Here is a 22,998-nt window from a genome sequence, read left to right on the forward strand (position 1 = left end):
CGTCACCGACATGACCACCGCGCCTCTCGCTTCCACCACTCGCCGCCTGCATCGGCCGTTGCTCGCCACCACCGCCGGAATGACTGTGCTGGCCGTTGTCTCCTTGTGCGCCATGGCATTCGACGATCGAATGCTGCTGAACGAGTCGGTGTGGCTGAAGTCCCTCAAGTTCGCGTTCGCGTTCGCGTTGTACACGGGCACGCTGGCTTGGCTGCTGTCCTTTCCGCATCGGGGCCAGCGGCTGACCTGGTGGATGGGGACCGCCTTCGCGGTCACGGCCACGGCCGATGTCGGGTTCATCGCGGTGCAGGCGGCTCGGGGGACATTCAGCCACTTCAACAATTACGACACCGATACCGTCAATGTCATTGGGCAGCATGTGTTCCAGTACGGTGTGCCGGGGTTGTTCCTCGCGAATCTGGTGATCGCGCTGATGCTTTCCTGGCAGAAGATCACCGATCTGCCCACCACCCGCGCGATTCACTACGGGCTGGGGATCGCCGTGGTGGGCATGGCGCTGGCCTACTTCATGGGGTACGGCGGGAAGCAGGAGGTGACCGACGCCTATGGAAAGCCGGTCACGCTGATCTCCGGGCACACCATCATCAACGGTCAGCCGGTGGTGCGTGACGGCCTGGGTGAAATGCCGGTGAGTCACTGGAGCACGGTCGGCGGGGATATGCGGATTCCGCACTTCGTCGGTTTGCACGGGATCCAGATCCTGATCCTGGCCGCCCTGGTGCTGGCCCGCCTCGCACCGCAGGTGCCGTGGCTGCGCTCGGAGCGGGCCCGCGCCGACCTCATCCGGGTGCTGGCGGTCGGGTACGCCGGACTGCTCGGGACGCTGCTGTGGCAGGCGCTGCGCGGCCAGCCGGTCACCCACCCGGACGGCAAGACCCTCGCGGCACTGGGAGCCGTGGTCGCGGTGACCGCCGCCGGGCTGGGTCTGGTCTACGCCGTGCGCGGACGGACCGCCGACACCTCTCCGACGGTCCTCGAAGCCCCCGCCTCGATGTTCGACGTGACCGAACCCCTGCCCGCGCTCAGCGCAGGCGCTCAGCGTCCCGTGTCAGCGCCACCAGCGCGGCGGTGAGATCGGCCAGTTCGATCTGGTTCGCGCCCTCCGCGACGGCCGTCGCCACATCCTCGGCCGCGCAGCGGGCCGCGAACCAGCGATCGGACAGATCGGCGACCTCCTGGGCACTGAGTACCACCGAATCCTCGGGAATACCGGTGCCCTTCACGCTGTTTCGATGCTCGTACGCACGCTGACGGCACGATTGCCGACAGTAGCGACGGCGGCGTCCGATCTCGGATTCGGCAATCTCCCTTCCGCACCACTGGCAGGGGAGCAGGCGACGCTGCATGAATCGACACAGTAGTCAGAACCCGCCCCGGTCGTGCGGTGGGCACGCCGAATTCACCGCTACAACCGGAGCGAAACGAACGCAGTCTGGGCAACGAGTAGAATGGCAGGGTTCTCCCACGGGAACCACAGCGTGCACATAAGCGTTAACACTGCATCTAGACGTTGCCGACAGGCGAGAAGGGACCGCACTCATGGCAGATCGCGTACTCCGGGGAAGTCGACTCGGAGCGGTGAGCTACGAGACCGACCGCGACCACGACCTGGCGCCGCGTCGGATGGCGCGGTACAAGACGGATAACGGCGAGGAATTCGATGTTCCGTTCGCCGACGACGCCGAGATCCCCGCGACCTGGCTGTGCCGCAATGGCCAGGAAGGCACCTTGATGGAGGGCACCACTCAGGAGCCCAAGAAGGTGAAGCCGCCGCGTACCCACTGGGACATGCTGCTCGAGCGCCGCAGCAAGGAGGAGCTCGAGGAGCTGCTTCAGGAGCGGATGGATCTGATCAAGAGCCGCCGCCGCGGCTAGAGGTCGATACCTCACGCGCGAACCCCCTCACTGATGTGAGGGGGTTCGCGCGTATTCGGACTCCTTTTACCCGGTCAGTGGCTGGCGACCTTGCGGTACTGCAGCAGGGCCAGCGGGACGGCGATGGCGAGGATGACGACCGAGCAGATGATCGCGTATTCGACGCAGTGATCGGCGGGCCAGCCCTTGGCGGGGACGAAGGTGGGCGGCGAGCCATTGTCGAAGAGCTTGCGACCCGCGGCGGAGACGGCGGTGATCGGATTCCAGGCGGCGACGGTGCGCAGCGGGCCGGGCAGGGTCTCCCCCGAGATGAAGGCCGAGGAGATGAATGTCAGTGGGAACAGCCAGATCAGGCCCGCGCTCTGGGCCACCTCGACGCTCGGTGACATGAGCCCGGTGATCGCCCCGACCCAGGACATGGCGAAGGCGAACAGCAGGATCACCCCGAAAGCCAGTACGGCATCGAGGATTCCGCCGTTGATGCGCCAGCCGACCGCATAACCGCAGGCCACCATGACGGTCAGGGCCAGGATGTTCACCACGGTGTCGGACAGCGTGCGGCCCATGAGGACCGCCAGCCGCGACATGGGCAGCGTGCGCATCCGGTCGATAATGCCCTTGTGCAGGTCATTGGCCAGGCCGACGGTGGTGAAGGCGGCATTGAAAGCCACTGTCTGCGTGAAGATTCCGGCGAGCAGGAATTCCCGGTACTGACTGCCGCCCAGGGACGCACCGAAGATGTAGGCGAACAAGAAGACGAACATGAGCGGCTGGATGGTGGCCGTCACCAGCAGGGTCGGCACCCGCAGAATGGTCAGCAGGTTCCGGTAGGCGACGATGGCGCTGTCCCGGAAGACGCGGGGCAACAACATCATCGGGCCGGAGGCGCTCTTGGGTCTGGAGGCATCCGGCCGGACCGTGATGCCGGCGGGAACGGTCGTCACGACAGAATCTCCTCTTGCACGGGGTCGGTGGCGGGTGCCGGTAACTTGCGCTCCGCGGATTTGCCGGTGAGCGACAGGAATACGTCGTCGAGGCTGGGGCGGTGCACGGCGGCATCGACCACGCACACGCCCGCGTCATCGAGGCGGCGCAGGGCTTCGACCATGGTGCGGGTGCCGTCGGCCACCACGACGGTGGCCGCGTCCTCGCCGGAATCGTGGTCGGGATCGCCGATGCCGATCTGGGACAACACTTGCAGGGCCGGTTTGGGGTCCTGCCCGGCGGCCAGGGTGACGGTCAGCTTGTCACCGCCGATGGATGTCTTGAGTTCGTCCGCGGAACCGCGCGCGATGACCCGGCCCCGATCGATGACGGTGATGCGGTCGGCCAGGAGATCGGCCTCCTCGAGGTACTGCGTAGTGAGCAGGACCGTGGTGCCATCGTCCACGAGTTCCCCGATGACCCGCCACATATCGAGCCGCCCGCGCGGGTCGAGACCGGTGGTCGGCTCGTCCAGGACCACCACGGGCGGGCGGCACACCAGCGCGCCCGCCAGGTCGAGCCGCCGCGCCATACCGCCGGAGTAGGTGCCCGCCCGGCGGCCCGCGGCATGCTCGAGGCCAAGCGCCGCAAGCAGTTCCCCCGCCCGCTCGGCGGCCCGCTTATGGTCCATGCCGTAGAGCCGCGCCACCATGCGCAGGTTCTCGAATCCGGTCAGATTGGCGTCCACCGCCGCGTACTGCCCGGACAGGCCGAGCCGGGTGCGGGCGCGCGCCGGATTCTTCAGCACATCCACCCCGGCCACGCGCACGGTGCCGGAGCTCGGGCGTAGCAAGGTGGTGACAATGCGGACGGTGGTGGTCTTGCCCGCACCATTGGGACCGAGCAGCCCCATCACGGTGCCGGACGGGATCTCGAGATCGATGCCGTCCAGCACCCGAATCTTGCCGTAGTACTTGATCAGTCCGGATACCTCTACCGCCAAGCTCATCGAGTCCCCTCCCGTTCGGTGCGGGAATCCAGCTCGGCCAAGTGATCCCGCAGCACCGGCCCGATGACGGCAAGCGATTCGGGCGTCGTCATGCCCGAGTGACGGCAGCGCACCAGCTGGTCGTGCACGACGCCGGTGACGAACGGTTCCCACGCCGCGGCACAGCGATCCGGATCCGCGCGATTGATCTCATCGTCGGCGGCGGTGAAGAACAGCACATCGCCGTCGAAGACGCGGGGGCGGAAACCGTGCGCCTGCATGGCCCCATTGGTGTAGCCGGTGTAGAGCCGTTCCATATGCTCGACGGTGAGCGCCGCGAACGGGCCCGGCCGACTGCGCAGCAATTCGGCTGCTTCGTGCAGGTTCAGCCGCGGGTCGACGCCGGTATCGCCGCCGAGCAGATCGCTGCCGAATTCGCCGATGATGTCCGACACCGACGGGATGGCGTGCTCGAGCCAGCGATCGGTGAGCTGATAGCTGTCCATCATGGCCAGCAGCGCCACCTCGTCACCGCCGTCCTGCAACTGCACGGCCACCTCATGGGCGATGAGCCCGCCGAGCGACCAGCCCAGCACATGGTACGGGCCTTCCGGTTGCACCGACTTGATATGCGCCACATAGTATTTCGCGGCCTCGGACATGGAGGCATGACTTTCCTCGCCGACCACGTGCGGTGCTTGCAGGCCGTATACCGGACGCTCGTGGGGCAGATGCGCCGCCAGGCCCGCGAAGCACCACGACAAACCGATGGCGGGGTGCACGCAGAACAGCGGCGGCACAGCGGAATCGGCGGACGGACGCAGCGGGAGCACCGCTTGCAGCGCCACCGCCAGCGCCGCACCCGCATCACCCTTGGCATCGTCGAGGCGACGGGCGATGGCGGCCGGGGTGGATTCGCCGAACATGGCCTGCACCGGCAGCTCGATACCGGCGGCGCGCACGTGTGCGACCACCTTGGTGGCGAGCAGCGAGTTGCCGCCGAGTTCGAAGAAGCCGTCGTCCGCGCCGACCAAGCGCGGGGAGGCGGAGCGGTCGATGCCGAGCACCTCCGCGAAGGCGGCGCACAGCGCCTCCTCGGTGGGGGTGGACGGGGCCCGATAGCCCTCGCGGGCGGCGAATACCGGTTCCGGCAACGCCTTTCGATCGAGCTTGCCGACCGGCGAGAGCGGCACCCGGTCCAGCAGCATGATCGACTGCGGGACCATGTAATTGGGTACCAGCTCCGCCACGTGCGCGGTCAGTTCGGCCACGCTGGGCGCGGTGCCATTGCGCGGCTTCACATAGGAGACCAGCGCGGTGGAACCGGCCGGGGTGCGGTGGCCGATCGTGGTGGCGAACTCCACCGCCGAATGCCGGGCCAGGGCCGCGTCGATCTCGCCGAGTTCGATGCGGAAGCCGCGAATCTTGACCTGGTGGTCGGTGCGGCCGACGTATTCGAGATCCGGTGTGCGACTGCCACGGGAGAGCCAGCGGACCAGGTCACCAGTGCGGTACATGCGCTCGCCCGGCTTGCCGAAGGGGTTGGCCACGAAGCGCTGTGCGGTCATGCCCGGACGCCGCAGGTAGCCACGGGCCAGGGCGGCGCCGCCCAGGTGCAGTTCGCCGGTGACGCCCGCGGGGGCCGGATGCAGGCGGCCGTCCAGGACGCTCGCGCCGACACCGCGAATGGGCCCGCCGATGGTGATCTGCCCGCCGGGCGTCATGGGCTGCGAAATCACCGTGACAATGGTGGTTTCGGTGGGTCCGTAGACGTTGTAGAGCCTGCGGCCGGGGGCCCACCTGGTCACCAGGTCCGGCGGCAGCGCCTCACCGCCGACCAGCACGTGCCGCAGCGCGGTGACGCCGGTCGGGTCGACGGTGCCCAGCGCCGAGGTGGTGATGAACGCGTGGGTGATGCCCTCGTCGATGAACACCCGGCCCAGTTCCTCGCCGCCGACCACGCCGGGAGGCGTGATCACCAGGGTGGCCGCCCCGCCGAGCGCGAGCAGCAGATCAAGCATGGCGGCGTCGAAACTCGGTGTGGCGAAGTGCAGGACGCGGCAGCCGGGGCCGACGTCGAAGCGCTGCGCGGTCTCGGCGGCGAAGTTGGACAGGCCGCCGTGGGTGACGACGACGCCCTTGGGGATGCCGGTGGAACCCGACGTGTAGATGACATAGGCCGGGTTGTCCATGCGCAGTGGCGTGGTGCGCTCGTCATCGGAGATCGGAGCGTCCGAGGTGCCGAGTACGCGACGACGGAACGACGGCGCGTCCAGGACTGTCCAGTTGGCCCCGTCGGGCATCCGCTCACGGTGCGCGGCGAGCGTAATACCCACGGCGGCACCGGAATCCAGCAGCATATGGCTGATGCGCTGTTCCGGGTAGCCGGGATCGACGGGTACGAAGGCCGCGCCCGCCTTGGCAATGGCCAGGGTGACCGCCACCGATTCCGCCGAACGCGGAATGCCCATGGCGACAAGAGTTTCCGGGCCGACGCCATAGCCGATGAGCACCCGGGCAAGCCGGTTGGTCCAGCGGTCGAGGGCGTCGTAGGAGATCTGGGTGCCCGCCGCCCGCACGGCGATGGCCGAGCGGTTGAGGTTGGCGGCGGCCTCGAATACCTCCGGGAAGGTAATGGGCAGACCGGGTTCCGCCCCGCGCACCGGTGCCAGCGCCGACCATTCGCCGGAATCCAGGAGTTCCAGATCGCCGACGGCGGTGGCCGGGCTCGCGGCGGCCGCGCCGAGCAGCCGCACGAATCGATTGGCCAGTCGCTGTGCGGTCGGCTCCTCGAACAGGTCGGAGGCGTAGTTGACCGACACCGTGATGCCGTCGGGTTCGCGGCGGTGCGTCCAGGATTCGGTGAGGGTGAATTGCAGATCGAATTTGGCGATGCCCGGATCGGCCTCGTCGTTCTCGATGCGCAGGCCGGGCAGTTCCAGGACCCGCACCGGCTGGTTCTGCACCGAGAGCATGACCTGGAACATGGGGTGATGTGCCTGCGAGCGCACCGGATTGAGCACCTCGACCAGGCGCTCGAACGGCACGTCGGCGTGGGCGAAGGCCTCCAGGTCGGTATCGCGGACCGCGCGCAGCAGATCGCCGAAGGCGGCTCCGCCGTCGATCTGGGTGCGCAGTACCAGCGTTCCGACGAACATGCCGATCATGCGGTCGAGCGCGGGGTGGCCGCGCCCGGCGATCGGCGTGCCGACGGTGATGTCGTCACCGGCGGTGAGGCGATGCAACAGGGCGACCAGCGCGGCGTGCAGCACCATGAACATGGTGACGCCGTGTTCGGCCGCGAGAGACTGCAATTCGCGGTGCGTGAAGGCATCGATCTTGCATTCGACGGTGCCGCCGCGATAGCTCGGCACCGGCGGGCGGGGCCGGTCGGCGGGTACCGCGAGGAGCTCCGGAATACCGTCGAGCGCGCGTCGCCAGTAGTCGAGCTGGCGGCTGATCACCGATTCCGGATCGTCCTCGCGGCCGAGGACATCCTGCTGCCACAGCGTGTAATCGGCGTACTGAATCGGCAATTCGGGCCATTCGGGGGTCTTGCCACCGGCGTGCGCGCTGTAGGCGGCGGCCACATCGGCCGCGAGCGGCTGCAGCGACCAGCCGTCCATGGCGATGTGATGCACCACCAGCACCAGCACGTGCTCCTCGGTCTCGACCCCGGTAATGCGCAGCAGTGCCGCCCGCAGCGGAACCATGGTGCCGAGGTCGAATCCGGCCGCGGTGACGCGCCGAATCTCGGTGGGCACGTCGGCGGCACGCACGGTGCGCACCGGCAGGGCGACGGCGGCCTGATCGGCATCCAGGATGCGCTGGCAGGGTGCGTCGTCGATCTCCGGGAAGACGGTGCGCAGGGTTTCGTGGCGTCGTTGGAGCTCGTGCAGGGCGGCACGCAGCGCGGCGATATTCAGCTTGCCTTGCAGGCGCAATGCGACCGGGATGTTGTACGCGCCCAGTGCTTCTCCGGGCTCGCCCGAAGCATTGAACTTCTCCAGGAACCACAGCCGACGCTGTGCCGCCGACAGCGGAATCTGCTTGGGCCGGGTGCGCTTGCGCGGTTCGGGCCGCAGGTCCGCGGAGGCCGATCCGGCATCCAGCGCCGCGGCCAGTCCGGCCACGGTCGGGTTGGCGAAGACGGCGCGAACCTCGAGGCGCACTCCCGTGGGCGCGGCGAGCCGAGCCACCAATTGCGTCGCGAGCAGCGAATTTCCGCCCACCTCGAAGAAACTGTCGTCCGCGCCGAGGGTTCTTTGAGATGTTTCAGTGGCGCCGACCAGCTCGCCCATGACCTCGGCCACCAGGCGCTCGGTATCGGTCTCCGGATCACGGGAGACCACGGCGACGGCGACCTGGGGTTGCGGCAGCGCCTCGCGATCGAGCTTGCCGACCGGGGTCATCGGAATGTGGTCGAGCAGCGTAATGCTGCTCGGAACCATATGGGCGGGCAGATTTTTCGCGCAGTGCGCCCGCAGCTCCTCGGTGTCGATGACGGCGGCGTCGACGGGCAGCGCGAAGGACACGATGCGCTCGGTGCCCGCGATCTCACGGACCTCGGTATGCGCGAACCGGATATCCGGATTCGCTGTGAGGACCGCGTCGATCTCGCCGAGCTCGATGCGGAAGCCGCGCACCTTGACCTGATGGTCACTGCGGCCCAGATAGAACAGTTCGCCAGTGGCGGTCCAGCGCACCACATCGCCGGTGCGGTAGAGCCGCCCGCCCTCGGGACCGAATGGATCGGCCACGAAGCGGGATGCGGTGAGCGCGAAGCGATCCAGGTAGCCGCGCGCCGAACCCTGTCCGCCCACATACAGCTCACCGGGCACGCCCACCGGCACCGGACGCAGGCGTTCGTCCAGGACGAGCGCCCGGGCACCGCGCACCAGAGTCCCTATGGTGACGGGCTCCCCCGGCTGCATGGGTCCGGAGATGGTGCACACCACGGTGGCCTCGGTCGGGCCGTAGCCGTTGTACATCATGCGGCCGGGCGCCCACCGCGCCACCAGTTCCGGGCCGCAGGCCTCGCCGCCGACCGTCACGGCCCGCAGGTGCGGCAGCGCCCAGCGGTCGCGATCGATGGTGGCCAGCGCGGCCGGAGTCAGGAAGGTGTGGGTGATCTCCTCGCGTTCCATGAGTGCGGCCAGTTCATCGCCGCCATAGACATCCGGCGGGACGATGACCATGGTCGCGCCGGAGCCGACCGCCAGCAGCAGATCGAAAATGGCGGCATCGAAGCTCGGCGAGGAGAAGTGCATGGTCCGGGCGTCCCGGTCCACGCGCATGCGGTCCCGGATGTCATCGGCGAAATTGGACAGGCCACCGTGCGTGACGGCGACGCCCTTGGGCTTGCCGGTGGAACCCGAGGTGTAGATGACATAGGCCAGATCGGCGGTCCAGAGGGTGTCGATCCGTTCCTGATCGGTGACCGGGCCGTCCTCGAGGACCTCCAATTCCTCGAGCAGTTCGGCATTGTCGAGCAGCAGCCATTCGATGGGGTGGTCGCCCGCGGCCTCGTGCAGCCGGTCGGCGGACGCGGTCATGCTGATGCCGACCACACAGCCGGAGTCGATGAGCATATGCCGCACCCGATCCGCCGGATAACCCGGATCGACGGGGACGAAGGCAGCACCCGACTTGGCCACCGCCAGGACGGCCAGCACGGATTCGATCGACCGGGTGAGGCCGAGCGCGACCCGGTCACCCGGGCCGAGGCCGCGCCGGATCAGCGCCCGCGCCAATCGGTTCGAGTAGACATCGGCCTCGAGATAGGTGAGCGCGGTCTCCCCGAAGCACAGGAAATCACGATCGGAATTCAGGTGCGCGGTGGCGGCGAAGTAGGCCGCCAGGCTGCACTGCGGTTCCGGGGCAGGACCCCAGGCGGGGGTGAACAGTTCCCGCTCGGAATCGGTGCGCGCGTCGATGTCCCGCACGCGCATGCGCGGATCGGCGGTGACCGCGGCAAAGACCCGGACCAGGCGCTCGGCCAGGGTTTCGATGGTCTGCTGATCGAAAAGCTCCGCGGCGTAGACGAATTCGAAGACGCGGTCCTCGGCGTCGACGCCGGGCAGCACCCGCAGTTCGAGATCGAATTTCGCCAGGGCGATATCGAGCTCCTCGGCCTGCAGGGCGAGTCCGGGCAATTGCAGCGCGGGCAGCGGGGTGTCCTGCACGGTCAAGGCCACCTGCAACAAGGGCCGCATACCGCCCGCAGCGCCGCCGATCTCCTCCACCACGCGTTCGAACGGCACCTCGGCATTCGCCATGGCGGCGAGTTCGGTATCGCGGTCCGCTTGCAGCAGTTCGGCGAAACTGCGGTCGGGGTCCACATCCGAGCGCAGCACCAAGGTATTGACGAACATGCCGACGAGCTCATCGAGACGAGTGTCGGTACGGCCCGCCACCGGAGTGCCGATGACAATGTCGCGGCCACCGGTGACCACGCGCAAGACCACCGCGAGGGTGGAGCGCAGCATCATGAACAGGCTCACGCCGTGGGCGCGCGAGACATCGGAGAGCCTGCGCTGCAAGTCCTCCGGCACCTCGAACCGGACCGCGCCCGCACGCTGGGTGGGCGCGGCCGGGCGGGTGCGGTCATACGGCAGCGGCAGTTCCTCGGGCAGCTCCGCCAGCGCGCCGCGCCAGTAGGCCAGCTGGGTGGCGGCCATGCTCTCCGGATCGGCCTCTTGGCCCAGGCCCTCGCGCTGCCAGAGACTGAAGTCCGCGTACTGCACCGGAAGTGGCGTCCAGGCGGGGGCGACCCCGCCGTGCCGTGCGGTGTAGGCCACGGCCAGATCCCGGGTCAGCGGGCCCAGCGACCAGCCGTCGGCCGCGATGTGATGCAGCACGATGCCGAGCAGGTGACGGCGATTCCCGGTGCGCAGCAAGGCCATTCGCAGCGGGATCTCATGGGCGAGATCGAAGCCGCGCCGGGCCAGCGAGCGCAGGGTGGTGCGCGCGCCGACATCATCGGTCTCGACCGGCTCCAGCACCGGCAGGCAGCGGGCGGTGTCCAGCACCACCTGGTAGGCGCCCTGCTCGTCCTCGGGGAAGACGGTGCGCAAGACCTCGTGCCGCTCCACCACATCGGCGAGCGCGGCCTTTATCGCATCGATATCCGGATCTCCATCGATCCGCAGCACGAAAGCGATGTTGTAGGCACTTGATTCGGGGGAATATCTGTTGAGGAACCACAGTCGCTGCTGCGGCAGCGACAGTGGGATGCGCTCCGGACGCGGGGTATGCACCGCCAGCGCCGCCCTGTGCGTCCGGGGCGCTTCCGCCAGACGTGCGGCCACACCGGCCACCGTCGGGGCTTCGAAGATCGCGCGCACCGGCAGCTCGACGCCGAATTCACCGTGCAGGGCCGCGGTCAGGCGGGTGGCCAGCAGGGAATTGCCGCCGATCTCGAAGAAGTTGTCCTCCGCACCGTGCACCGGCGTGCCGAGCACCGTGCCGAAGACGTGCGCGACCTGTTGCTCCAGTTCGGTTTCCGGGGCGCGCGAGGGGGCCGCGGCCACGAAATCCGGTGCGGGCAGGGCCTTGCGGTCCAGTTTCCCGGACGGGGTGACGGGAAGGGTATCGAGCACCGTGATCGCCGACGGCACCATATAGCCGGGCAAGCGGCCACGTGCGGTGTCGAGTACCTCGCCGATCTCGAGTTCGGTGTCGGCGGTGAGATAGGCCACCAGACGCGGGATTCCGCGCTCGTCATTGTGAACGACGGTGAGCGCGAAGGTGACTCCCGGATGGGCGAGCAGCACATGATCGATCTCGCGCAATTCGATACGGAAGCCGCGGATCTTGATCTGATCATCGGCGCGACCCAGGAAGCGCAACTGCCCGTGGCCGTCGGCGATCACCAGATCACCGGTGCGGTACATGCGTTCGCCCCGGCGCCCGTGCGGATTCGCCGGGAACGCCTGCGCGGTGAGGCCGTGCCTGTCCAGATAGCCGCGGGCCAGACCCGGTCCGGACAGGTACAGCTCCCCCGCCACGCCCGGCGGCACCGGGTGCAGGCGGCGGTCCAGGACGAACAGTCGCATACCGCGCACCGGAAGACCGATGGGCACGGGCTGACCCGCCACCATCGGTCCGGTGGCGGTGGCGGCCACGGTCGCCTCGGAGGGGCCGTACATATTGTGCATGCGACGGACCGCCCCGCCGGGCCGGGAATCGGATGCCTCGGTCCACACGCGAACGAGATCCTCGGGACAGGCTTCGCCGCCGACGATCACGGCCTCGAGATCGGGCAGATCCTCGGAAGGCACGGTGGCCAACGCGGCCGGGGTGACGAAGGCATGGGTCACCCGCTCCTCGCGCAGCAGCGTCGCGAGTTCCGCGCCGCCGTAGATTCCGGCGGGCGCGACCACGATGGTGGCCCCGGCCGCGAAGCCGAGCAGCAACTCCAGCACCGAGGCGTCGAAGCTGGGCGAGGAGAAGTGCAGGGTGCGTGCGGAATCCGTGACGCGGAACAGATGCATCTGCTCATGCGCCAGGGAGGCCAGACCGGCATTGGTGACCACCACGGCCTTGGGCTTGCCCGTGGAGCCGGAGGTGTAGATGAGATAGGCCGGGCCGGAGGTGCGCAGCGGGTGATGCCGGTCCGCATCGGTGACGGCGGCATCGGTGAAGTGCTCGCATTCGGCGGCCAGTTGCTCGGAGCCGAGCAGCAGCCAGTCCACATACGACTTTCGGTGCCGCCCACGGCTACCCGGCCAGTCCGGCATTTCGGCGCGGCGGTCCGGGCTGGTGATGCCGAGCATGGCTCCGGAATCGGAGAGCATGTGCGCGATGCGGTCCGACGGGTAGTCGGGATCGATCGGCACATACGCCGCACCGGTTTTCGCCACCGACCACACCGCGAGGACGCAGTCCAGGCTGCGCGGCAGTGCGATGGCGACGACCACCTCGGGGCCCGCACCGTGCTCGATGAGCACGCGCGCCAGGCGATTCGAGCGTTCGTCGAGCTCGCGGTAGGTGGTATCCGCACCCTGGTAGCGCACCGCGACCGCATCCGGTACGCGTTCGGCGGTATCGCTGAGCAGGCGGGCGAGGGTGGTGCCGGGCTCGCCGGGCGAGCCCATGATGGGCACCAGTTTGGCGGTTTCCCGGGTGTCCAGGATCGGCAGATCGCCGACCGGTACGGACGGGTCGGCCACGGCGGCGGCCAGGATCGCACCGAAGCGGCGGGCGATGGCCTCGACGGTGGCGTGGTCGAAAACATCTGCCGCGTACTCGAATTCGGCGGTGAAACCGCTATCCGCGGTCGAGCCGACCGGTTCGTGCACCGTCAGTTGCAGATCGAATTTGGCGATATCCACCGCCATGGGCAGCACGGCCGCCTGCACGCCGGGCAGGGTGATCTTCAGTTCCGGGGTGCTGTCGTAGGACAGCATGACCTGGAACAGCGGATGCCGGGCGGCGGACCGCTCCGGATTGACGACCTCGACCAGCCGCTCGAACGGGACGTCGGCATTGGCGAAGGCATTGAGGTCGGTATCGCGGACCTCGGCGAGCATGCGGTCGAAACCCGCGGCCGGATCGACCAGGGTGCGCAGTACGAGGGTATTGACGAACATGCCGACGAGATCGTCCAATGCCGGATCGCTGCGGCCCGCGATGGGCGTGCCGATCGCGATATCGGCCGTATTGCACAGTCGCGCAAGCAAGGCCGCCAGCGCCGCGTGCAACACCATGAAGGTGCTCACGCCGCGATCGGCGGCCAGCGCGGCCAGGGCGCGGCGAGTCTCGGCGGCAATCGTGAACTCCACCCGGCCGCCATCGGTGGATCGCTGACGCGGGCGCGGGCGATCCAGGGGCAGGTCCAACTGATCGGGGAGATCCGCCAGGGCGGCACGCCAGTAGGCCAGCTGGCGGGACAGGGCGCTGGCCGGATCGGCCTCATCGCCCAGCAATTCCCGTTGCCACAGTGCGAAATCGGCGTACTGCACCGGCAGCGGTGCTGCCTCCGGGGCGTGTCCCTGCGCGCGAGCGGCCACCGCGACCATGATGTCGCGGGTCAGCGGGGCGATGGACCAGCCGTCGCCGCTGATGTGATGCAACACGACCAGGAACACATGCCGGTCCGGGGCGGTCGACCACAGCGCTACCCGGATCGGGGCCTGGCTGCGCAGATCGAAGCCGTACCCCGCGAATTCGCCCGCCAGCTCGAGCACATCGGCCTCGGTGGCGTCGATCGGTTCGAGGGTGAGCGGGATCTCCGACGCCGGATGCACCACCTGGCACGGCCCCTGGGGCGTATCGGGGAAGGTGGTGCGCAGACTCTCGTGCCGTTCCAGCACATCGATCAGGCCCGCGCGCAGGGCCGGAATATCCAGGGGCCCGGTCAGTTCCACGGCGAGGGGCATATTGTAGGCGGCCGCGTGCTCGGCGAAGCGATTGAGAATCCAGAGCCGCTGCTGGGCCAGCGACAGCGGAATGTGCTGCGGCCGTTCGGCCGCGCCCAGGGTGGGCTGGGCGTTTTCGGCCTGCGGGGTGGCCAGGCGTGCGGCCAGGGCCGTGACGGTCGAGGATTCGAACAGGTCGCGAATGGTGAGCGCCGCGCCGAGGGCGGTATTGACGCGCGCCACCGCGCGGGCGGCGGTCAGCGAATTGCCGCCGAGGTCGAAGAAGTTGTCCCCCACGCCGATCTCATCGGCGCCGAGTACCTCGGCGAAGATTGCCGTCAGCTGCCGTTCCACCTCGGTGGCGGGTTCGGCGCTGGGCGCGCCGATCCGCCTCGGGTACGCGGTCGGCTCGGGCAGGGCCTTGCGATCCACCTTGCCATTGGCGCTGAGCGGTAGTTCGTCGAGCACCATGAGCAGGGACGGCACCATATAGCCGGGCAGGATGCGGCGCAGGCCGGTCGCGAGATCGGCCGGATCCAGCGGTGCCGCACCGGGTGCGGCCACCACGTAGCCGACCAGCTCGTCGCCGCCGCGACCGCGCCGGGCGACGCAGACCGCACGGGTGACCCGCTCATCGGCCAGCAGGGCGTTCTCGATCTCCCCGAGTTCGATCCGCAGCCCGCGCACCTTCACCTGGAAGTCGCTGCGGCCCAGGTACTCCAGCACTCCGGAACGGCCGCCACGCCAGCGCACCAGATCACCGGTGCGATACATGCGGGTGCCGGGGGTGAAGGGATTCGCCACGAACCGGTCCGCGGACAGGCCGGGACGGCCGAGGTAGCCGCGCGCCAGCTGCACGCCCGCCAGATACAGCTCGCCGACCACGCCGGGCGCCACCGGCTGCAACCGGGCATCCAGGACATAGGTGCGGGTGTTCCAAATCGGCGCGCCGATGGGCACATCCGTCGCGCCGGGCGCGCAATGCCAGGCCGTGACGTCCACGGCGGCCTCGGTGGGACCGTAGAGATTGTCCAGCTGGGGCGCGTCCGCGCCGGTGCCCAGGGCGGCATGGAATTCGGTGACGGTGGCGGCGGGCAGTGCCTCACCGCTACAGAACACCCGCCGCAGGCCGGTGCAGCCGCGCACATCGGTGTCGGTGAGGAAGACCGACAGCATGGATGGCACGAAATGCGCCGTGGTGACCCGCTTCTCGGCGATCACCTTGGCGAGATAGCCCGGGTCGCGATGCCCGTCGGGGGCGGCGATGACCAGGCGCGCGCCGATCTGCAATGGCCAGAAGAACTCCCACACCGAGACGTCGAAGGTGGCGGGGGTCTTCTGCAACACCACATCGGTGCTGACCAGGGGGTAGGCGTGCTGCATCCAGCGCAACCGGTTCACGATGGCGGCGTGGCTGACACCCACGCCCTTGGGCTTACCGGTGGAGCCGGAGGTGAAGATGACGTAGGCCAGATGATCGGCGCGCAAGGGGGCGCGCCGGTCCGCGTCGGTGACCGGACGGATCGAATGCTCCGGCAGCGTGGCATTGTCGATATCGAATCTGGGTGCGGCGCGGGGCAGTTCGAGGGCATCGCGGGCGGCGGTGAGCACGCACAGCGGGTGCGCCTGCTCCAGAATCGCCTCGATGCGATCGGCCGGATGGTCCGGGTCGATGGGCAGGTAGGCCGCGCCCGCCTTCACGATGGCGTACATGCCGATCAGCAGGTCCAGGCTGCGGCGAATGGCCAGGCCGATCACCGTATCGGGGCCCGCGCCACGGGAGATGAGTTCACGGGCCAGGCGATTGGCGCGCTCGTCGAAGGCTGCGTAGGTGAGGGTCTCGCCCTCGAAATCGAGTGCCACCCGGCTCGGGCACATGGCGGCGCGTTCGGCGAACAGACCGGCCAGGGTGCCTTCCTGTCGGGCGACCTGAGTCGAATTCCACTCGTGCAGTACGCGTTCGCGTTCCAGATCGGTGAGGACCGGCAGGTCGCCGACCACGGACTGGGGTGCGGCGCGCAGGAAGCGCTCCAGGAAATCGAGGAACCGGCCGTGGTGCATGGTCAGTTCGGCATCGCCGTAGAGCCGGGGGTTGGCCTCGAAGTCGATGTGAATGCGATTGCCGACACCGTTGTAGAGGTTGATCGACAGGTCTTCCACGGGACCGGTGGAGAGCACGTTCAGCGAGCCGACCAGGCTGCCGAACTTCAATTCGCTGTGGAAGAGCATGAGATTGACCATCGGCCCGAAGAAGCCGCGGGCATCGCGGGAGTAGCCGCAGTCGCGGCGAATATCGTCGCTGCGGTAGCGCTGGTGGCGCAGTGCGCCGGTGATCTGGAGTTCGACCGCGCGCACGGTGTCGGCAACGGTGTCGGATCCGCTGAACTGCACGCGAATCGGCACCACATTGGAGACCACGCCGCCCGAGCGGCGCAGCGCGACCGTGGTGCGCGCCGAGACCGGCAGGCTCAGCACCACGTCCTGGGTGCCGGTGACCGCACGCACATAGCAGGCCAGGGCGGCCACGAAGAGCGCGGAACTATTGGAGCCGAACGCGGTTGCCGCGTCCTGCACGGCGGCCTCGACCTGTTCGCCGAGCACCGCGGTGGCGCAGCGGCGGCCCGCATCGGAGGGGGCGGCGGTAATCCCGGTGCTGGAGAGGGTGATCGGCTCACCCGCGTCGGCCAGCTGCTCACGCCAGTAGTCACCGTCGGAGCGGAAGCGGGTGGTCTCGCGGTAGCGGTTCTCATCGCCGTAGATGGTGGCCAGCGGGGTGGCGCGACTGACCACCGGTTCGGCCTGTTCCTCCAGCGCCGTATAGATCTCGGCTGCGCGGGTGGTGGCGTTCATGGCGCCGTAGCCGTCGATCACGATGTGATGGCCGCGGGTGTACCACAGGTAGTCCGAATCACCGATCCGCAGAACCACATTGATGGTGAGCGGATCGTGCTCGATATCGATGGCCGAATTGGCGTGATCATTCATCCAGGCCAGCGCCGCGGCGCGCGGATCAGGCTCCTCGCGCAGGTCTATGCGCGCCCAGCCGGGCCGCCAGGTCGGATCCACCACCTGGTGCGGCACCCCGTCGATCTCCAGCAATCGCACATGGCCGACCTCGGTCTCCGCGCCGAACCGCTCGATGGCGTAGAGCAGGCGGCCGACATCCAGATCGCCGTGGATCTCCACGTACTGCGCGATGGTGAGCGGGATGTCGGGCCGAATCCGCTGGGCGTACCACAGGGCCGATTGCGCGGGAGAAAGCGCGAAAGGTTGTGCCGAGAATTCACCAGAAGAACATTGGTCGACACGATCGGTGGCCAATGAACTCATCAAATCACTCCGTTCTCCGCTGACGACGCAACTCCCCGAGCCCCAAATACCGATCACGTGCTGCACCCAACCCGGCTGACGCGCGCACGCGCGAGCCTTAGGACGTGATCCACGCCCTATGATTCGGAGCATCCCGCCGAGCGGATCGGTGGTGATCTCGAGTTGCCCGCAACGAACAGCGTTGGCGGAGCGCAGTTTTAGGCCAGTTACTACAAGGCAAACCTCGCGATTGTCATTGAATTCGCATAAGGAACAGCACAGATTCAGACATACCGGGCGAGCAAAAGGCTCTAGCTACATGTTGGCGAATATCGAGATCGCCCAGCGGCACGGCCCTCGTCGCACGTGCTCACTGTTATCGCGCCGGAAGGTTACCCGGCATCCTGGTCGGTCGGTTTCGCAGGGGTGCGCGTCCGCCGCCGAATTCCCGCCACCACAGCGGCAGCCGCGGCAAGGATACACAAGATCCCTTCGGGCAGGGGGCCCAAACGGGTCGCGAGTGTCGTGTCTGTCCGTAGCGGAAGCTTCGCTACCAGGGCCGCCGGAACGAACTGCGGAGTCTGCTGCTGGATCGTGCCATCGGCGGTGATCATGGCGCTCACACCGGTGGTCACCGAGACCACCACGGCCCGGCCGTGTTCCACCGCGCGCACCCGCGACATGGCCAGCTGCTGGAAGGTCATCTCGCTATCGCCGAAGGTGGCGTTATTGGACGGGACCGTCAGAAGCTGCGCGCCCGCGCGGACCGCTTCCTCGAAGGCGCGATCGAAGGCCACCTCGTAGCAAGTCGCCACGCCGATCGCGACCGGCGCGCCACCGGTATCGGGCTGCACGTGCACCACGCCGTCGCCGCTGCCGGGCACGAAATAGCCTGCACGGTCCGCGTACTCGGAGAAGTGCCGGAAGAAGCTGCGATAGGGCAGATACTCGCCGAAGGGCTGAATGATCTTCTTGTCGTGCCGCTCCCCCGGACCGGCGTCACCGTTCCACACGATTACCGAATTGGTGGTGGTGCGATCATTGTTCACCAGCACCGCGCCGACCAGGATGGGCGCCTTGATGTCTCGCGAGGCCTGCGAGATGAGCGCGGCCGCATCGGCATTGCGCAGCGGGTCGATATCGGACGAATTCTCCGGCCAGATCACCACATCCGGCTGTTCGGCCTGCCCGGCCGCGACGGCCTTGGCGAGTTCCTCGGTGCGCTTGACATGATTGTCGAGAACCGCGCGGCGCTGAGAATTGAAGTCCAGACCCAACCGCGGCACGCTGCCCTGGATGGCGGCGACCGTGATCAGCCGATTGCCGTCCTCCGGGCCGGGCAGCGCGGTCCGGAGGATCACTCCGGTGATCGGAATAATAGCCACAAGCATTGCCGCAGCAACAATCCGGTTCCACGATGTGAGATGCAAAGCCCCCCATCTGGAACTATGCTGCGCGCCCTTCGAACCCTCGGAACCACCCCGAGACCGCCACCACCACACCGCGATCGCAGCCAGTCCCGTACCCGTGAGCGCCACCGCGAAACTCACCAACGGCGCGCCACCGACCATGGCATACGGCAGATACCACCCATCAGCCTGCCCGAAAGCCAGCTTCCCCCAAGGAAATCCACCGAACGGAAAACTAGCCCGCACCCACTCGGTCAACGACCACCCCGCCGCAACCCACAGCGGCCACCCCCGCAGCCCGCCGATCAACCGGGTGAACATCCCGAACAACCCGACATACACCGACAACACCGTCGACAATGCCAACCAAGGCACCGGCCCAACATAAATTCCGGTCCACGGCAACAAAGGCAAGAAAAACCCCAGCCCCGCCAGCATTCCGTAACCGAATCCCCCACGCAGCCGCCCACTCCCGCGCACGGTAACGGTCAACAGCGCAATCCCCACCGGCGCAAGAAACCACAACGTCCGCGGCGGAAAGCTGGCAAACAGCAACAACCCCGCGACCACAGCCGCAACCATCCGCCATGCCACCGGATGCCGCCCCAGCGACAAGCTCACCCGCGCCGTCAGCCCCAAACCAAGATCAGGGAGCACTGGCGGTAGATTTTCGCCCGAATCCCCGCCATGAGAGCTCCCTCGCCCAGCTCCGGAACCGCTTGCGGCGTCCGATGAGGTTGCGACACCACCATTTTCGGCGCGCACCGGACTCTCGGTCCGCGCCGCACCGTCCGAGGCAGCGGCACTTTCGGTGCGCGCCACACTCTCGTTGGGCGCCACACTGTCCGAGGGAGCGGCCACCATGGCGGTGTCATCCTGGCGGCCCGAGTTGCTGGTATCCGAGTGGCCCCGATCGTCCGCTTCTGCCGTTGCACCGGGTTCCGGTGCGGGCGCTGCGCTGGCGGTCTCTTCGCGAGGCATCGAGGCTCCATCGTGCGTGGAGCCGCTGTCGTGCGGCCCGGAAGGTATTGAGGCGGGGGTGGTTTCGGGGGCGGGGTCAGGCCTCATGGATGGTGGTTCCACGGTGCACGGTGCGCAGGCAGCGGGGCAGGGTTGCGTCGGGGGTGAGGGGCGGGAGGCCGGGGACTCGGGAGCGGGGGTCGGTGGACCAGCGCTGGACGGTGTCGGCGGCGGCCGCGACTACCAGGTCGGAGGCTTCCCAGACCGCGTAGGAGGCGGGGGCTCCGGGGACCAACGTGCCTGCCACGCCATCGCGGATGCCGCCTGCGCGCCAGGCTCCGCGGGTGGCGGCGGCGAAGGCGGCGCGGGGGGAGATCTGGTGGCCGGGGGTGCGGTGGTTGACCGCGGCGCGGATGGCTTCCCACTGGTTGAGGACGGTCACCGGGGCGTCGGAGCCGATGGCGAGGGAGATGCCCGCGGAAGCCATGGCGGAGAAGGGGTTCAGGGTCGCGGCCCGGTCCGCACCCAGGCGGGCGGCGTACATGCCGTCGGGGCCACCCCAGGTGGCGTCGAATACCGGTTGGATGCTGGCGATTACGCCCCACTGGGCGAGTTTGGCGATCTGGTCGGCGTCGATCATCTCGGCGTGTTCGAGGCGGTGCCCGCGCGAGGCCACGGCCGGTCCGCCGAGTTCGGCGACCACACGCTCGAAGCCCTCGACCACCGCGTCCATCGCGGCATCGCCGATGACATGGAAGCCGGTCTGGATTCCGGCCTCGGTGCAGGCCAGCACGTGGGCGGCAATGGCGTCGGTGTCGATGTAGCTGGTGCCGGTGGTGTCGCGGTCGGCGTAGGGCGCGCGCAGCCAGGCGGTGTGCGAGCCGATCGAACCATCCACGAACAGGTCGCCGCCGAGGGCGTGCACGCCGAGATCCTTCACCAAGGCGCTGGCCTCATCGGTGGTGCGCACGGCCTGGCCCCAGTAGGCGCGCACCTCGACCCCGTGCGAAAACTCCAGCAACTCACGCACATCCGCTTCGCCCGAGATGTCGGGTCCAGCGCATTCGTGCACGGCCGCAATGCCATTGGCGGCGGCGGCATTCAGGGCGGCCCGGCGGGCGCTGTCGCGCTGCAACCGGTCCAGCGCACCCAGCGCCGCGCCCCGCACCCGGTGGTGGGCGTCGGCGCGCAGCGGTTCGCCACGGGTGAAGCCGGTCGCCTCGGTAATGCCGGGGACCGCGTCCAGCAGCGGCGTCGACGCCACGGCCGAATGTGCGTCCACCCGAGCCAGATACACCGGTCGGCCCGGTGCGACGGCGTCGATTTCCTCGAGGGTGGGCGGACGTCCCTCGGCCCAGCCGGTCTCGTCCCACCCCTCGCCCAGGATCGCGCCCTGCGGCTGCGCCACGGCATGCGCCCGCAGCAACTCCAGGCATTCGCTCAGCGAACGCGCCTGTGTCAGATCGAGTCCCGTGAGCTTCAACCCCAGCGCGGTCACATGCACATGCGGATCCACGAACGCGGGCGCGACGAATGCCCCGTCCAGCTCGATGATTTCCGCATCCGGGTGCAGCGCCCGCCCGGCCCGTTCCAGCCCCACCCACACCACGGTGCCGTCGGTCACGGCCATCGCCGTAGCGTCAGGATTGGTCGAACTGTAGATGCGGCCGCCGACAAGCAACTGGGTACTCACGGGGCTCAAGTCTGCCCCACCCGCGCGCCGGACCCACAACCGCATTCGCTCCCGGCGTCCCGCAGACGAGTGAGGGCTGGGCACCGAATCGGTGCCCAGCCCTCATTACCGTCGACGCCGCCGGACAGCGCCGACAAGATCAGCGCGGATCGATCGCGCGGTACCCGTTGCCCTGGCCGTCGTCGTAGTACTCGGTCACGACGGTGGCGTCGATGACCTCGCCATCGGGGTCGATGACCACATTGCGGTATCCGTACGGACCGACCGCGGTGGCCACTCGACTCAACCGCCGGGCAGCGAAGGCCGCCACCACCGGGCGAATCACGAACCGGGTAAACGGCATGAGCGCCAGCAGGCCGAGCAGCGAGGTCAGCAGGCCGGGCACGAACATGAGCACCGCGCCCACGGTCACCAGCGCGCCATCCGCGACAGCGGTACTCGGCTCGACCTCACCGCGCGAAGCGCGCCGGAAGCCCTCGATCACCCGCCGCCCCTGCGACCGCACCAGAATCAACCCGGCCGCCGATCCCGCGATGAGCAGCAGAATCGTCGGGAACACCCCGATGAGGTGCCCGAACAGCACCAAGGTGGCGATCTCGGCAATGAAGTAGGCGGCAAACAACAGGGCAGGCATATCCCGATCCTTTCGATCGATCTACTCGCTCAACGCCCCACCCCGGCGTTTTTCTCCCGGCTGCGGTGATCCTCACATCACTCTCGGCTTCGCGATCACCGGAACCGCGGCTAGTGGAGGGTGCCGATCCCGGCCAGGATGAGGTCGATTCCCGCGAGGAATTGCTCGCGGTCGTCGTGATCACGCAACTGGGCCGCGACCTGATTCACGAACGGATACCGCGCCGGGTCGAGCTGTTCCCACCGCGTGGCCACGCTGTCGAGAAAGTCCGATCGATCCGTCAAGTGCGGGTTCATGCGAGCGTTCGCGGCATTCTGCCCGGCGACGCCGAGAATGTAGTTCAGCAGGGCGGAGGCCGCGCCGAAGTGCGCCCGCTGCGGGACGTCCAGCGCGCGAAGCTGTTTGCCGAGACCTTCGAAGATCTCCAATATCGCGGATTGCCCCGCTGGGCCGGAGAGCTGCGCACCCACCCAGGGGTGTGCGTCGATCGCGTCGAAAACGCCGAGGGCGACGGCACGGATCGCCCGCTGTGGCTCCGCACTACCGACCACCTCGGTCATGACGCGGCCGATGACCTCGTCGGTGGCCGCCGCGAGCAGGTCGTTCTTGTTCGCGACATGCCAGTAGATCGCTCCGGGACCCGTGGCCAGGCGGGCCGCGAGCGCGCGAAAGGTCAGTGCGCCCTCCCCCTCGGTATCGAGGATCTCGACCGCGGTCTCGACGATCCGCTCCTTCGAGAGCGCGTCCGTGCGTCGTTCGTTCCGCCGCGTCTTGCTCGCCATGGACACCATCTTGACACGAATGGAACGTTGTTCCAAACTCTC

10 protein-coding genes are annotated in these 22,998 nt (G+C 68.2%); 2 read left to right on the forward strand and 8 right to left on the reverse strand.

All coding sequences use genetic code 11. The annotated features are described in order from the left end of the window. Positions 1 to 10: 10 nt before the first annotated feature. A complete protein-coding gene (locus AB0N05_RS25855) occupies positions 11 to 1,093 on the forward strand; it encodes a hypothetical protein (RefSeq protein WP_364698441.1) in 1,083 nt (360 codons plus the stop codon). On the opposite strand, the gene AB0N05_RS25860 is transcribed toward AB0N05_RS25855, so the two are convergent. Then, positions 1,044 to 1,367 (reverse strand): hypothetical protein, encoded by a 324-nt coding sequence (locus AB0N05_RS25860; RefSeq protein ID WP_364698442.1) that lies wholly within the window; start codon positions 1,365 to 1,367, stop codon positions 1,044 to 1,046. The genes AB0N05_RS25855 and AB0N05_RS25860 overlap by 50 nt on opposite strands. Positions 1,368 to 1,560: 193 nt before the next feature. Between AB0N05_RS25860 and AB0N05_RS25865 the strand changes: the two genes are divergently transcribed. Further along, complete coding sequence (locus AB0N05_RS25865) at positions 1,561 to 1,896, forward strand: RNA polymerase-binding protein RbpA (protein WP_364698443.1); 336 nt, start codon at positions 1,561 to 1,563, stop codon at positions 1,894 to 1,896. A 74-nt stretch (positions 1,897 to 1,970) separates the two neighbouring features. Here AB0N05_RS25865 and AB0N05_RS25870 read toward each other — a convergent pair whose 3' ends face one another. From AB0N05_RS25870 to AB0N05_RS25900, 7 genes are all read right to left on the reverse strand, one after another. Next, on the reverse strand, positions 1,971 to 2,768 hold the full coding sequence (locus tag AB0N05_RS25870; RefSeq protein ID WP_364699083.1) for an ABC transporter permease: 798 nt from the start codon (positions 2,766 to 2,768) through the stop codon (positions 1,971 to 1,973). Positions 2,769 to 2,836: 68 nt separating this feature from the next. Then, positions 2,837 to 3,829 (reverse strand): ATP-binding cassette domain-containing protein, encoded by a 993-nt coding sequence (locus AB0N05_RS25875; RefSeq protein WP_364698444.1) that lies wholly within the window; start codon positions 3,827 to 3,829, stop codon positions 2,837 to 2,839. Then, positions 3,826 to 17,499, reverse strand: coding sequence for an amino acid adenylation domain-containing protein (locus AB0N05_RS25880; protein ID WP_364698445.1), 13,674 nt, complete (start codon positions 17,497 to 17,499; stop codon positions 3,826 to 3,828). Before AB0N05_RS25880 ends, AB0N05_RS25875 begins: the two co-directional genes overlap by 4 nt. 371 nt (positions 17,500 to 17,870) lie before the next feature. Next, on the reverse strand, positions 17,871 to 19,469 hold the full coding sequence (gene lnt / locus AB0N05_RS25885; RefSeq protein WP_364699085.1) for an apolipoprotein N-acyltransferase: 1,599 nt from the start codon (positions 19,467 to 19,469) through the stop codon (positions 17,871 to 17,873). A 475-nt stretch (positions 19,470 to 19,944) separates the two neighbouring features. Continuing rightward, a complete protein-coding gene (locus AB0N05_RS25890) occupies positions 19,945 to 21,540 on the reverse strand; it encodes an amidohydrolase (protein ID WP_364698446.1) in 1,596 nt (531 codons plus the stop codon). Between the two features lie 139 nt (positions 21,541 to 21,679). Continuing rightward, the gene (locus AB0N05_RS25895) at positions 21,680 to 22,174 is read right to left on the reverse strand and encodes an FxsA family protein (RefSeq protein ID WP_364698447.1); all 495 of its coding nucleotides are present in this window, start codon (positions 22,172 to 22,174) and stop codon (positions 21,680 to 21,682) included. Between the two features lie 110 nt (positions 22,175 to 22,284). After that, on the reverse strand, positions 22,285 to 22,956 hold the full coding sequence (locus AB0N05_RS25900; RefSeq protein WP_364698448.1) for a TetR family transcriptional regulator: 672 nt from the start codon (positions 22,954 to 22,956) through the stop codon (positions 22,285 to 22,287). Positions 22,957 to 22,998: the final 42 nt, after the last annotated feature.

It is taken from the genome of Nocardia sp. NPDC051030, assembly GCF_040683015.1.
Taxonomy (GTDB): domain Bacteria; phylum Actinomycetota; class Actinomycetes; order Mycobacteriales; family Mycobacteriaceae; genus Nocardia.

Excerpts from the sequence above, each read along its gene's own strand:
- AB0N05_RS25855 (WP_364698441.1), top strand. The coding sequence starts at position 11 with ATGACCACCGCGCCTCTCGCTTCCACCACTCGCCGCCTGCATCGGCCG.
- AB0N05_RS25860 (WP_364698442.1), bottom strand. The coding sequence starts at position 1,367 with ATGCAGCGTCGCCTGCTCCCCTGCCAGTGGTGCGGAAGGGAGATTGCC.
- AB0N05_RS25865 (WP_364698443.1), top strand. The coding sequence starts at position 1,561 with ATGGCAGATCGCGTACTCCGGGGAAGTCGACTCGGAGCGGTGAGCTAC.
- AB0N05_RS25870 (WP_364699083.1), bottom strand. The coding sequence starts at position 2,768 with ATGTTGTTGCCCCGCGTCTTCCGGGACAGCGCCATCGTCGCCTACCGG.
- AB0N05_RS25875 (WP_364698444.1), bottom strand. The coding sequence starts at position 3,829 with ATGAGCTTGGCGGTAGAGGTATCCGGACTGATCAAGTACTACGGCAAG.
- AB0N05_RS25880 (WP_364698445.1), bottom strand. The coding sequence starts at position 17,499 with ATGAGTTCATTGGCCACCGATCGTGTCGACCAATGTTCTTCTGGTGAA.
- lnt (WP_364699085.1), bottom strand. The coding sequence starts at position 19,469 with ATGGTTGCGGCTGTGGTCGCGGGGTTGTTGCTGTTTGCCAGCTTTCCG.
- AB0N05_RS25895 (WP_364698447.1), bottom strand. The coding sequence starts at position 22,174 with ATGCCTGCCCTGTTGTTTGCCGCCTACTTCATTGCCGAGATCGCCACC.
- AB0N05_RS25900 (WP_364698448.1), bottom strand. The coding sequence starts at position 22,956 with ATGGCGAGCAAGACGCGGCGGAACGAACGACGCACGGACGCGCTCTCG.